Here is a 13,091-nt window from a genome sequence, read left to right as displayed (position 1 = left end):
GAACGAACACAAAGGTCGCGCCCCAGCCTTTCATCGCCGGGACGCGACCTGTTTGTAAAACCGGAACTAGACGGGGCATCTTATGTATCGCGTATGGAATTTTATCACGACCTACTCGATCCTGCTGATCAGCGGCGCTGTGGTTGCGCTGATCTGGGCCAATATTGATCCGAGTTCTTATCATTATGTTGTTGATTACCCATTGTGGTTCAACAGCACGATCGGAGTTGATATCGGTTATTGGGAATACGCCTATGGCGAAGCAGCGATTGAATTTGAATATGGCGATGTCGAGCGTGTGGTGACATTCCACTATCTTATCAACGACATCCTGATGGCACTGTTCTTCGCCATCGCCGGGAAAGAGGTCTGGGAAGCCGTTATTCTTGAAAACGGATCCCTGCGCGGCAAAAAGGCAGCGACGCCGCTGGTTGCAACAGCCGGTGGTATGCTGGGTCCGATTGCCATCTATCTGGGAATTGCATATTTTCTGGGTTCGACGACCTTTGACGCGGTCGCGCGTGGTTGGGCCATTCCAACCGCAACCGATATTGCCTTCAGTTATTTGATCGGGCGCATGGTTTTCGGGGCAGGTCATCCAGCGGTGCGATTCCTGTTGCTTCTGGCCATTGCCGATGATGCCGCCGGACTGATCATTCTGGCGATTTTCTATCCCTCTGGCGAACTGGCTCCGGTGTGGCTGTTGCTCTCGGTGGTCGCGTCTGCCGGAGCGTTCTTTTTGTTTAATTGGCTCCCGCGGCGCATGGATCGTGGTGATCAGTTGCGCCCACGCTCGACCTGGATGCGCAAGAACCTGAAATGGTATCCCTATGCCATTGCGGGCTGTCTGAGCTGGTTTGGCTTTGCGCAATCGGGCATTCATCCGGCGCTGGGCCTTTTGCCGGTCATTCCGGCCATTCCGCACGCCGATCGCGCGTTCGGCATCTTTGCCGAGGCTGAAAGATACCTCCACGACATCCTGAACGACATGGAGCACGGGCTGGCCATTCCGGTGGACATCGTGCTGTTCTTCTTTGGCCTCTTAAATGCCGGGGTGGAATTCAGTGCGATCTCCGAGGCAACATGGCTGGTTTTGGCTGGCCTGATCATCGGGAAACCCGTTGGTATCTTCATCATGGGGTGGCTTGCGGCTTATCCCATGCGGCTTGGGTTGCCAGCGGGGATGCGCGCGGTCGATCTGATCGTGATTGGCTTCGTAGCGGCAATCGGCTTTACCGTATCATTGTTCGTGGCCTCAGTCGCTTTCTCGACCGGACCGGTGCAGGATGCTGCGAAGATGGGTGCATTGTTCAGCTTTGGGGCGGTTTTCCTGTCGTTCGCCGCGGGAAAGATCCTCAAGGTGCAGAAACAAGAGGGGTAAGGCCTCTCGCTCCGGCCCCATCGGGCCGGAGACACCCGCCCCGTGACCATTCGAAGACCATCTACCCGCATTCCCCCGCTAATCCTTGATGTGCGATGGTGGTCTTCGACATAATGATGCCCAAGTGAGCAATTATAGCGCATCATTAAGAAAGCTTGTGTACAAGCGTTAGGCGAAAGCAGTGCCGGGGCACCCAATGCTCGAGTTCGATAATGTCAGCAAGTCGTTCTGGACAGGACAACAACGCAAAGTCATCCTGGACGATGTGTCCTTCCGGGTTGAGCTGGGGAATTCTTTGGGCATTCTTGCACCCAACGGGACGGGCAAGACCACACTCATCAATATGATGGCAGGGCTTGAAAAACCGGATGAGGGCGAGATCCGGCGCGGTTGCCGGATTTCCTTCCCTCTCGGGTTCATGGGCGGTGTGGTTGGCAAGTTGTCCGCCAAGGAAAACGCGCGCTACATTGCGAAGATTTATGGCCTTGACCCGGATTACATCGAGGCATTCACGCGCTGGCTTTGCGAACTTGACGAATACTATGATTTCCCTGTGGCGACCTATAGCGCCGGGATGCGCTCGCGGTTCTCCTTTGCGCTGCTATTGGCGTTGGAGTTCGATATCTACCTGATCGATGAAGGGATGCCGCAAAGCACCGATGCCCAGTTTAACCGCAAGGCCGGCGATGTGCTGCGGGAAAGGCTGGTCAAATCAACGGTAATCATCGTATCGCACCAGGCGCAGACACTTGAAAAATTCTGTCAGTCAGCGGCGGTTCTGCGAGATGGGCAGTTGTACATGTTTGAAACTTTGGAAGAAGCGAAACGGCTTTATGACTACCAAACCCAAGGCTAAGAAATTTCGCATCAGCCGAACGACGCGCGCGCCGCAATCCGACCCTGCGCATGTAGACAAAGATGTCTTTGCCCAGCGGGTGCAGGCCGCTGCGGGTCAGGCCAAGGCGGCGGCGAGCGGGTCCGGCAACTCCTCCGCGCAACCGCGCGAGCCAAACCCGATGGAGCAGATGGCGCAATCGCCCACGGAAGACGGCTTTCCGAAAGAAGGGTTTGTGTCCAACGAAAATTCAACCAAGGCAGCACCGAGCGATGAAGCGCCCAACGATGATGCGGTAGCGGCAATCGAAGCGATCCGGAAAGAGGGGCTGACCGGTCGCCAGCTCAGGATGGCGCGCCGCGTTGCCCAAAAACATGGTGTTGAGATCGAAAGCGATTTCGATGCGGTCTATCGGCTTCGCCAGGCGGGCATAGATCCTTTCAAGCGGTCCAACATGCTGGAACTGGTCGGGGCCGATGGAGGTGGAAAATTCGGCGGTCGGGCGTCCAACAACCTGCCGCAAACCCGGCCCATGCCGCACCTTCCGGCGAACCACGTCTATGACGACGCCGATCGCGCCAGATCCATTCGCGAAATCCAGATCGATATTGCCCGCCGGCGTCGCCGAAAGCTTCGTCTGCTGTTTGTTCGCCTGGCGTTTTTTGTGTTCCTGCCGACCATCATCGCGGGAATCTATTATTACAACTATGCGACGCCAATGTATGCGACGAAGACAGAGTTTGTCATACAAAAGGCGGATGGCGCGGGCGGCAGTGGACTGGGCAGTCTGTTTGCCGGATCGGGATTGGCAACCTCGCAGGACAGTATCACTGTTCAGAGTTATCTGACCTCGCGTGATGCGATGCTCAGACTGGACGGCGATATTGGTTACAAATCTGTGTTTGCGGATACGCGCATTGACCCGATCCAGCGCCTTGACCCCGATGCTACCAATGAACAGGCCTATAAGCTTTACAAGAAAAACGTAAAGATTGGCTTCGACCCAACCGAAGGCATCGTCAAGATGGAGGTTGTTGCGCCCACGCCTGAACAGAGCGCGCAGTTTTCCGAAGTGTTGATATCTTACGCAGAAGAGCGCGTCGATGACATGACGCAGCGACTGCGCGAGGATCAAATGGAAGGCGCGGTTTCAAGCTATGAAAAAGCAGAGCGTGACATGCTGGAAGCCCAGGCCGAAGTCCTGCGCCTACAGGAAGAAATGGGCGTTTTCGATGCGACGTCAGATGCCTCGGCCCTGATGACACAGATCACCGGATTTGAAAGCCAGTTGCAGGAAAAACGACTGACTCTGCAACAGCTTCTGGATAACACACGCCCCAACAGAGCTCGGGTTGACGGGCTGCGCGGCGATATCGGGCGACTGGAAGCCTTGATCTCGGAGTTGCGTGGCAGACTAACTGAAACGGGTGGTGAGAACGGATCCTTGGCTTCTGTCAGCGGACGGTTGCGGATCGCACAGATCAATCTGGAAACGCGCACCGCTTTGATGCAGCAATCATTGCAGCAGTTAGAAACTGCCCGTATCGAGGTGAACAAGCAAACTCGCTATCTGGAATTGGGCGTGCGCCCGGTTGCACCGGACGAGCCGACATATCCGAGATCCTTTGAAAATACGATCCTCGCGTTTCTGATTTTTGCAGGCCTGTATCTGATGGCGTCGATCACAGCGTCGATCCTGCGGGAACAGGTGTCGTCCTGATATGGGGGATGTCGTCGTCAGGGACGTGCATGTGGGCAATTTTCGCCCACTGACCATTATTGCAGGCCCGTGCCAGTTGGAAGGGCGCGATGATGCGCTTCGGATCGCCGAACACATGGCACGGGTCTGCCGCGATTGTGGGATTGGCTATATCTTCAAGGGATCGTTTGACAAGGCAAACCGTACCTCCCTTTCCGGCGTGCGGGGGCCGGGAATGGCTGACGGGCTCGCGGTGCTTGCGGCGGTCAAGAATGAACTGGATGTGCCGGTCCTGACGGATGTGCATCTGCCCGATCAGTGTGTTGAGGTGGCGGAGGTCGTCGATGCCATTCAAATCCCCGCCTTCTTGTGCCGTCAAACAGATCTTCTGGTTGCTGCCGCGCAGACCGGGAAGCCAATCAACGTCAAGAAAGGTCAGTTTCTGGCACCATGGGATATGGAACACGTGGTCGACAAGATCGTCAATTCAGGCAACATGCAGGTGATGTTGACAGAGCGCGGCACCTCTTTCGGATACAACACTCTCGTCACCGATATGCGCAGCCTGCCGCAGATGGCGGCGCTGGGCCATCCAGTTATCATGGATGCCACCCACGCGGTCCAGATGCCTGGCGGGCAGGGGGCCGCATCCGGTGGTCAGCGCGAATTTGCGCCGGTGCTCGCCCGCGCGGCGGTATCATTGGGGATTGCCGGGGTGTTCATCGAGACCCACCCAGACCCGGACACCGCGCCGTCGGACGGACCGAACATGATCCCGCTTGACCAGATGGCGCGGCTTATTGCGGATCTGGCCGCCTTTGACGGTCTTGCAAAAGATCGACCGCTGAGGGGCGTTTAATGCGCATTTGTCCAAGCGGCTTCCGCGAATATGATGCCCGCTGGCGATATCCTGAGGATATCGATCTGGATGGAATGACCGCCGTCGGAATGGGGCTTGGCACGCAAATGGCGCGCCGAAACGTCGGGCGCAAGATTATTGTCGGCCACGACCACCGAAGCTATTCGCCCGCCATGAAACAAGCGCTGAGTGATGGTCTTGTCCAGACCGGAGCGCAAGTATGTGACATTGGCATGTGTTTGTCCCCTATGGCCTATTTCGCGCAATTCCATCTGGATGTGGACGCAGCCGTCATGGTGACTGCCAGCCACAACCCAAATGGCTGGACCGGTATCAAGGTCGGGTTTGACCGCCCCTGCACCCATGGCGGGGACGAGATGGCGGAATTGAGAGATATCATCCTTGGTCGAGATTTTGTCGCGAATGACGGAGGGAAGATCACGCCGGTTTCCGGTGTAAGCGACGCCTATCTTGACGACTTGGTTGCAAATGACACGATCACGCGCCCCCTGCGCGTGGTTTGCGCAACCGGAAATGGAACTGCCGGTGCCTTTGCGCCGACGCTGTTGCGCCGTTTGGGCGTTGATGTGGTCGAACGACATTGTCGGTTGGATCATAGGTTTCCCCACTACAACCCGAACCCGGAAGCGTTGGAAATGCTCGACGATATGGGGAAGGCCGTCAGGGAAAGCCGTTCGGATTTCGGCATTGGATTGGACGGTGACGGAGACCGGATCGGCATTGTCGATGAGACGGGAGAAGCGGTTTTCGCGGACAAGCTGGGGCTTTTGCTTGCGCGCGATCTAGCGGTCGCACACCCGGATGCGCATTTTCTTGTGGATGTCAAATCCACCGGTTTGTTCGCCATCGACACTGTTCTGTCATCATGTGGCGCGACGGTTGAATACTGCAAAACAGGCCACAGCCATGTGAAGCAAAAACTCCGATCTTCAGGCGCGCTGGCTGCATTTGAAAAATCTGGTCACATCTATTTCGGACCGCCCGTCGGGCGCGGCTATGATTGCGCTTTGCGTGCGGTGGTCGCGCTGTGTCGTTTGATGGACCATCAACCCGGCTCGTGCCTTTCAGACATAGTCGCCGGACTGCCTTCCAGTTGGTGCTCTCCCACCCTGTCACCTGCATGTCCCGATGATCAGAAATACACAGTCGTTGAACGGCTAACGGCCGTCTTTCGGCAGATGCAGCTCCGCGGTGATACGATAGCAGGCCAGAAGATCGTGGACATACTGACCGCCAACGGCGCGCGCGTTCAACTTGAAAGCGGTTCTTGGGCGTTGGTTCGGGCCTCCTCGAACACGCCAAACCTGGTGGTGGTTTGCGAAAGTTTCACAAGCAAAGCGCACCTTCATACCGTGTTCACCGATTTTGACAGGATCCTGCGGCAAGAGCCTGTGATCGGGGTATATGACCAGGCCTTTGCGGCGCTGACACAACCCTAACCCACAAGTTGGTCGGCCTGTCAGATGGGCGCGGCCACCGTTTGTCTCAAGGTCAAATGTCTGATCCCGATTCTGGTATTGATCGGTCATTTTAGGGTTGCGCCCTGCTTTGCCTTTGGCTAGGAAAGCGCGCACTGCTGGGGTGTAGCCAAGTGGTAAGGCAACTGTTTTTGGTACAGTGTACCGTAGGTTCGAATCCTACCACCCCAGCCAACACTCATAACAATTTCAAAACAGTACGGTTTCTCGGATTTTTGTCCGTGTATTCCGGGGCCTTTCGGGGTGTCCGGATATCCCAGACCCGGAACATGCCGTAAATCGGTGGGATTCTGCCAATAGTCTGGAAACGGCATTTGCTCGGTCGACGGTTGGGTGTGTTTGATGCTGTCGGGATCGCGCGGCACTGGTCCAAACAAAACCCGTGCATTTTACAGGGTGCGGAACGTTTCTCTTTGCTCATCCCAAAGCGCAGGGATAGCGTGGCGCAGCAACTATTCAGTCGTCAGGCCAGTTGGTTGAGAACCGGCAAATACATCACGCACAACATCCGGCGCCAGGAAGGCCAGATCGACCAGCTTGTAAACCCGGGGTTTTGATACGCCTTCGGATGCAGCAATCTCGGCATAGGTTTTCCCTGCGCGGATCAAGTCAAAGTAGTGATGTGCCTTTCCGAGTTTGCAGGCCACCTGCTGCGTCTGGCCGCCTTTGGACCGGTTCTGACCTTGCTGGCGGCACTGTCCCTGCGCAAGCAGGCGCGCTGAACATGCGGCGGCTGACAAACATCTTCTGGCTTGCGGGCAAGGAGCTGAAAAGCGTGCTGGGCGATCCGGTGATGGTGATGCTGATCCTTTGGTCCTTTGTTATCGCCGTCATGCTGGAGGCAAGCGGCGCCGGCGACGCGGTTTACAACGCCGCGATCGCCATTCTGGACGAGGATAATTCCGGCCTGACACGGCAGTTGACCGATGCCCTTGGGCCGCCATGGTTCCAGCCGCCGGTGATAATTGCACCCGACCGGATGGCCGCGGAAATGGATGCCGGACGGATCATGTTCGTGCTCAGCTTTCCGCCGGGGTTCGCGGCCGACGTGATCGCGGGTCTTGCGCCTGCCGCACAGCTTGACGTCGATGCGACGGCGGTCAGCCAGGCGCAGCTTGGCGCCGACTATATCGCCAATATCCTGACCTCTGAAACCCGCGTGTCTCTGACGGGCAGCCCCGATGCACCCGAACCCGCCTTGCGGCTGGAACTGCGCCGTGCGTTCAACCCGAATGGCAATCCGGTTTGGTTCAAGTCGATGTCACCCCTGCTCAATCAGCTATCGTTGCTGACCATTGCACTGACCGGCGCGGCGATGCTGCGCGAGCGCGAACAAGGCACCATCGAGCATCTGATGGTGATGCCGCTGACGCCGTTCGAAATCGCGCTTTCCAAGGTGTTTGCCAATGTCGTCGTTCTGGCCGCCTTCACGCTGTCGCTGTTCTTCGTGGTGCAAGAGCTGTTGCAGGTGCCGGTGGCCGGATCGGTGCCCCTGCTGCTCGCCGGAACGGCGGTCTATCTGGCGGCGGCGGCGGCAATCGGCATGTTCCCGGGCACGATGGCGCGCAGCATGGCGCAATTCGCGCTGTTGGTCATCATGGTGATCATACCCATAATCATGCTGTCCGGCGGTATGGGGGCAATTGAAAGCCAACCCGATGTCGTGCAACGCCTGACCATGGCACTGCCGTCGCGCCATTTCCTGGCTTTCGCCAAGGCGGTGGTGTTTCGCGGAGCCGGAGCCAGCACGGTCTGGCTGGAGCTGTCGCTGATGGCAGGACTGGGTCTCGCGTTTTTCGTGGCAAGCCTTGCCCTGTTCCGACCTTCCATGAGCTTGTCCGGATGATATCGGGCGTTGGTTGGATGGAACTGCTTGCAAACGCCCGCCACATCACCTTGCTGGGCTCGCGGTCAGCCAAGCAATTGCCCTACCGCAAACCAACTTGCCGGGTATGGCAAACCTCCGCAGCGCCGCCTTTATGTGATCCTCCGACATGCGCCTGTCGCAGCGTGTCACCATCTCGGTGGACAAACACGGCGGTTAGTCCAAATTCCTTGGCCCAGATCTCGCTCTTCTGCTGCCCTGAAACCATGAGGGCCGTGGCCCACGCGTCTGCTTCCATGCAGGTTTTCGCAAGAACGGTCACCGATGCAGGCGCCCCCGTCAGAGGGCCGCTGCGGGCCGGGTCCATCGTATGTGAGAATCGTTTCCTACCTGCTTCGATCCAATGACGGTAATCGCCTGATGTGGCGACAGCAGCATCGGTCAACTCGATGATCGACAATGGTGTCCGCGTTTCATAGTCGGGGCGCTCAATGGCAACGGTCCATGCTTGGCCATCTGGCCGTTCACCAGAAGCGCGCATTTCACCGTCGAGGCCTACAAGGGCATTGGTGATTTCGAAACGGCCTAGCACGGCGATCATGCGGTCAACGGCATAGCCTTTGGCGATACCTGACAGGTCCAGCGTGAGCGGGGCCAATTTACGGGCTTTCATCGTATCGGGATCAAGCAAAAGAACCTCGTGGGTCGGGGAGCGCGCCTTGCCGAGAGTGGTGCGTATCGCCTTGGGGTTTGCCTTTTGTGGTCCGAACCCCCAGGCAGTGACGACATCGCCCATACCGATATCGAAAGCACCATTCGAAAGCCGCCCGATCTCCAGCCCTTTTGCCAGAACCTCCATCAGTTCAGGTGGCACGGAAACCCATGTTCCGACCGGCGCGCCATTCAGACGCATCAGATCGCTTTCGGGTTTCCATGTGGACATCTGGCGGTCAACCAGGTCCACGCTTTCGGTGAATGCAGCGCGGATTGGTTCCAGGTCAGCGCCTGCGGGGGTATGGAACAGCGCAGACCAACGGGTGCCCATCGTCGGGCCGTTCAGGGCATGACGCACAAGATCAGTAGGTATCTTCGTCATAACGTCCCTCTGCTTTCAAAGTTGCAGGCGTCAATCCAGCGGGTGCCAGGATATCGGTCAGTGCATCGGTGACGCCAGCGGCCATGTCACGCCCACCACAAACCAAAACCTGCGCTCCGTCGCTGATCAGCTTGGCAATCCGTTCAGCATCGCTGCGCAGAGCATCCTGCACGTAAGCGCGGGCGCTGGTCCGCGAAAAGGCACTGGTGACTGAGGTAAGCCGCCCGTCTTTCTGCCAGTCCTCCATTTCGCGCTCGTAGAAAAGATCGCTGTCGGGATGCCTTGCGCCAAAATAGAGATGCATGGGACGGCCCGCACTGTTGCTGCGTGCAAACCCTGCCAGCGGGCCGATACCGGTTCCCGCACCGATCAGGATCACGGGCTTGCGCCCTCGAACGGGTTGGAAGTCAGGGTTGCGGCGGATGAACCCTTGCACGCTGTCGCCAACGGCCAGGTCCATAAGCTGACCTGAACAAAGCCCACCAGGATGGCGGCTGACGCAGATCTCTACAAATCCGTCGCTGCGTCCGGAAGCCAGAGAATAGAACCGTGGCACATGCGACCCCTCGGGAACGATGCCCAACAAGTCACCTGATAAGAACCGGCCGAAGGCTCGCCCGGCAACTCGCGTCCAAAATCCAACCTTGGGAATGGCAAAGCGCAGGATCGTGGCGGGGGTTTGCATCTCGGCCCCGTAGTCGCGGCGCGAGATCAGGGTCAGCGCATGACTGCGCGGGATCGCCGGATTGTGTGACAGTTCCAATGGCTGACCAAGTGAGCGGCCCAGATCACGGCCCCAGCGGGCGAACTCCTGTGGCGACTGGCGGTCGACCGTTGCCAGCGGCAACAATTGCTTCCAGCCTTTTTCCTCGGCCAAACGGGTTACATCGGCAGCATAGGCGCAGAACTCGGGGAACTTGCTGTCGCCGAACCCCAGCACAACCAGCTGCATGTCGGGGGCGCCTGGCAAGGCCGCCAGCCGATCAAGGAAACCTTTGGCCGAGGCAGGGGCTGTGCCCTCGCCATAAGTGGCGGCCAGCACGATCACCCGGTCGGCGCGGCTATAGCGATCTGGCGTAAACCTCGACATCGGTGCCGCGTGAACCTTATGGCCTGCTTGCATCAATGCATCATGCAAGGTCGCGGCAAAGCCCCATGTGCTGCCCCCTTCGCTGCCGACCAGCAGGATTGTGTCTGCCTGTCCGGCCGCAACATTACCTTTGATCGGGGGTCGTGCCCGGCGAGCCTGCACCCAGAGGACCACGCCAGTTGCGGCCATGAACGGCGCACCAAGCGCCATTAGTCCCAGGATCATCCCCAGCCAGGCCATGCCTTGTCCCGTGTGCAGCATATAGATCGTCTCGTTGAAGCGTTGCCACGCGCCTGTATCGGCCCAGACCAAAACCGCCCCTGTTCCCTGATCGATATAGCCCTCGCCCATGTTGGTCTTGAGCATGAACACATCAGTAGGGTCATCGGGGTAGGGAAAGGTCAGTTCGCGCAAGCTGTCCACCGGTGTGTCGCGCAGCAGTGCCATCATGCCGGGCGCGGCACCGGTCTGTTCACTGACCTTGGAGGGAAACGCCGGGGCGCTGCCCTGTGGGAGCAAATCAAAGGTGCTGGCGGTCATGAACAGCGCGGTGGCTGAAGACAGGAGAAGCCCGGCGACAGTGACCCGCGCCACTTCGACATGCAACCGTCCCATCAGTGGGCCACGCAGGCGTGAGACAAAACGTCGCCAGCCCCCTGTCCGCCGCGCTGTTAGCATCAGGCCCGAGATCGACAGCACCAGAAGCGATGCCGCCCCCGCCGCCGCGGTCAGCCGTCCTGCGTCATCCAGAAACAGCGAACGGTGCAGGTTGGTTATCCAGCGTTGAAACGCGGATGGCTCGTAATCGGCCAGACCTGCACCTGTCGCAGGGTCGATCAACACCGATCCGGGGCGACCTTCTTCGAAATAAAAGGCAGTAATCCGCCCGGACGGCGCGCGGCGGATTTGCTCAACCCCCGGAAAGGTCGCGGCTACGCGTTCGGCCAATGTGGCCACACTTAAGGCAGGCTCGGACTGTGCGGGGGCTTGCACGGCCTCCAGCGCCGGAAGAACCGACAGGACGGCACCGCTGAGGGTCATGACGACGATCAGCAGAGCCGCAATCAGGCCAGGGAATTTGTGCAGCGCGCGCAGCATGGCAAGGCTCCTTCGTGGTGGCTTACATGTCGTAGGTGAAATCGCGGATGTACCGCCGCCCGGTAACCGGTTGTCCCGCGCCTTCAGTGGTCAGTGGCACGACCACTTCGGACGGGCTGTCGCGCATGTCCTCGACCGAGGCGTCGATATGCAATTCATATCCTGCGTCAAACAGCGCATCGGCCAGATCAAGCGTGATCTTCAACTGCCGCCCGGCGCCGACACTGGCCCCGGTGATGCCGTTGATCTCGGCCGGATTGCCTGCGGTGGCGCGATACCAATCGCTGAGATGTTCGTAATATTTTGCCTTACCACCAGCCATCCAGAGGCTACCCATATAGGTGCCCTGCGCATCGGTGACATAAAGCGCGAGATACGCGCCATCGCCGCCATATTGGTTCATGTTGGCGGTCAATGTGACGGGTTTGGCAATCGCCAGCGCCGGAGAGGTCAGGGCGGTGGTCAGCGCAAGGGCGGATAACAGGGTTCTCATGGGAAATCTCCTATTTGATTTGTTTCAGGTTCTGTTTGCTGGACACGGCTGATGCCAGCCTGACGGGACCGGAAAATTTGCTTCAGCCTGACGTCAGGTTCCGTCGGTCAAGAAAAAAGCCCCGCTGCACTGGAGGTGACAGCGGGGCCAGTCTGCAAAACCAACGGGACAAGTGGTCTGCAGGGTATCGCCTTGCGGTCAGGCGATGTCGTTAGGAGCTGGAGCACGTTTGCGACCGGTGATCATAGCGCGAAGAAGGTTTTCGTGGTGACGGCGCGACGCAAGAATGACGCCTGCAATATGCAGCAAAGCAAGCACCAGCGTCAGATTGGCCAGCACCTCATGCACCTCTTCAAGTGCTTCGCCGCCACCTCCCCGGCCTGTGTCATCATCGGCAAAAGCCGGTGTAACAACTTGGGACAGATCGGGCAGGTAAGCCATGCGCTCCGGTTCGACCATCAGCCAGCCGGTGAAGGCAGTGGCCGACAGAGTGACGAGGAGCGCAAGAACCATGACCGCTCCGGCGGGGTTGTGGCCGACATACCGCGCCTCGCGGCCGCGTAGCATGTCGCGCAGGTAACGCGTTACGGTCCCCGGTCCGCGCACGAACTGTGAAAACCTGGCGTATCGAGAGCCGATCAGCCCCCAGACCAGCCGCAGGCCGATCAGACTGGCAGCGGCATAACCGGCCCAGATGTGCCAGCCCTCGCTTTCATCACCGGTCAGCCAGGCGATTGCAAAAGCAAGGACCAGCGACCAGTGAAAAAGTCGCACCAGAGGATCCCAAACGCGGATCATTGTTCAACGACCGGTGGTGCGCCGGGGGTAAACAATCCATTGTCCGGCGGCGCCACGGTCCCGCTTGGGGCAGCGTTCTTGCCTCGGCCACGATAATCGTCACCATCGTCGTCATACTCCCACTCGACCACATCCAGTGTGGCGGGATCGAGCTTGACTTCAATGTTGCGACCCTGTGCATCGCGGCCCTTGACTTCATAGCAGCCGTCATCGGTCTTGATCCGGCGCACTGTCCATCCTTGGGCCTCCGCCATTGCCTGCACCGCCTCACGTGGTTGCCAGTCGGTCATTGGCACCCGACAATCATCATCGGCAAGAGCGACACCTGCCGCTCCAACACCAACCAAAAGCGTCGTTGCCATAAGATATTTTTTCATTGTTCCATCTCCTGAAACTCGTGATCATGAGGCTTTTTCTC

At 58.5% G+C, this 13,091-nt stretch carries 12 protein-coding genes and 1 tRNA gene; 7 read left to right on the top strand and 6 right to left on the bottom strand.

Annotation, left to right across the window (positions count from 1 at the left end; all coding sequences use genetic code 11):
• The first annotated feature begins 82 nt into the window (after positions 1-82).
• The 6 genes from BMY55_RS12950 (at position 83) to BMY55_RS12925 (ending at position 6,447) form a co-directional block, all read left to right on the top strand.
• Positions 83-1,381 carry a Na+/H+ antiporter NhaA gene (locus BMY55_RS12950; RefSeq protein WP_091431202.1) on the top strand — a complete coding sequence of 433 codons (1,299 nt, stop codon included), beginning with the start codon at positions 83-85 and terminating at the stop codon, positions 1,379-1,381.
• 196 nt (positions 1,382-1,577) lie between these two features.
• Positions 1,578-2,237 carry an ABC transporter ATP-binding protein gene (locus BMY55_RS12945; protein ID WP_091431200.1) on the top strand — a complete coding sequence of 220 codons (660 nt, stop codon included), beginning with the start codon at positions 1,578-1,580 and terminating at the stop codon, positions 2,235-2,237.
• The gene (locus tag BMY55_RS12940) at positions 2,215-3,936 is read left to right on the top strand and encodes a capsule biosynthesis protein (RefSeq protein WP_091431198.1); all 1,722 of its coding nucleotides are present in this window, start codon (positions 2,215-2,217) and stop codon (positions 3,934-3,936) included. The genes BMY55_RS12945 and BMY55_RS12940 overlap by 23 nt, the downstream gene beginning before the upstream one ends.
• A 1-nt stretch (position 3,937) precedes the next feature.
• Positions 3,938-4,774, top strand: coding sequence for a 3-deoxy-8-phosphooctulonate synthase (gene kdsA / locus BMY55_RS12935; protein ID WP_091431197.1), 837 nt, complete (start codon positions 3,938-3,940; stop codon positions 4,772-4,774).
• Positions 4,774-6,234, top strand: coding sequence for a phosphomannomutase/phosphoglucomutase (locus BMY55_RS12930; RefSeq protein WP_091431195.1), 1,461 nt, complete (start codon positions 4,774-4,776; stop codon positions 6,232-6,234). Before kdsA ends, BMY55_RS12930 begins: the two co-directional genes overlap by 1 nt.
• A 138-nt stretch (positions 6,235-6,372) precedes the next feature.
• Positions 6,373-6,447, top strand: a tRNA-Gln gene (locus BMY55_RS12925).
• Positions 6,448-6,725: 278 nt separating this feature from the next.
• Here BMY55_RS12925 and BMY55_RS16945 read toward each other — a convergent pair.
• On the bottom strand, positions 6,726-6,881 hold the full coding sequence (locus BMY55_RS16945; RefSeq protein WP_177179347.1) for a hypothetical protein: 156 nt from the start codon (positions 6,879-6,881) through the stop codon (positions 6,726-6,728).
• Between the two features lie 116 nt (positions 6,882-6,997).
• Here BMY55_RS16945 and BMY55_RS12920 point away from each other — a divergent pair, with 116 nt between their 5' ends.
• Entirely contained in the window at positions 6,998-8,119 is a 1,122-nt protein-coding gene (locus BMY55_RS12920) for an ABC transporter permease (protein ID WP_091431193.1), read from the top strand.
• Between the two features lie 82 nt (positions 8,120-8,201).
• Here the strand turns inward: BMY55_RS12920 and BMY55_RS12915 are convergent, their stop codons facing one another.
• The 5 genes from BMY55_RS12915 to BMY55_RS12895 all read right to left on the bottom strand — a co-directional run bounded on the left by BMY55_RS12915 (position 8,202) and on the right by BMY55_RS12895 (position 13,050).
• Positions 8,202-9,194: an FAD:protein FMN transferase gene (locus tag BMY55_RS12915; protein WP_091431191.1), complete on the bottom strand. Its 993-nt coding sequence runs from the start codon at positions 9,192-9,194 to the stop codon at positions 8,202-8,204.
• The gene (locus tag BMY55_RS12910; RefSeq protein ID WP_091431189.1) at positions 9,175-11,382 is read right to left on the bottom strand and encodes a PepSY domain-containing protein; all 2,208 of its coding nucleotides are present in this window, start codon (positions 11,380-11,382) and stop codon (positions 9,175-9,177) included. The genes BMY55_RS12915 and BMY55_RS12910 overlap by 20 nt, the downstream gene beginning before the upstream one ends.
• Positions 11,383-11,404: 22 nt before the next feature.
• A complete protein-coding gene (locus BMY55_RS12905) occupies positions 11,405-11,875 on the bottom strand; it encodes a DUF2271 domain-containing protein (RefSeq protein ID WP_091431187.1) in 471 nt (156 codons plus the stop codon).
• 198 nt (positions 11,876-12,073) lie between these two features.
• Positions 12,074-12,673 (bottom strand): cytochrome b/b6 domain-containing protein, encoded by a 600-nt coding sequence (locus tag BMY55_RS12900; protein ID WP_091431185.1) that lies wholly within the window; start codon positions 12,671-12,673, stop codon positions 12,074-12,076.
• A complete protein-coding gene (locus BMY55_RS12895; RefSeq protein ID WP_091431183.1) occupies positions 12,670-13,050 on the bottom strand; it encodes a PepSY domain-containing protein in 381 nt (126 codons plus the stop codon). Before BMY55_RS12895 ends, BMY55_RS12900 begins: the two co-directional genes overlap by 4 nt.
• Positions 13,051-13,091 lie beyond the last annotated feature (41 nt).

It is taken from the genome of Aliiroseovarius sediminilitoris, assembly GCF_900109955.1.
Classification (GTDB): domain Bacteria; phylum Pseudomonadota; class Alphaproteobacteria; order Rhodobacterales; family Rhodobacteraceae; genus Aliiroseovarius; species Aliiroseovarius sediminilitoris.
Note: the sequence above shows the minus strand (reverse complement) of the source record. Positions and strands in the feature narration are given on the sequence as shown.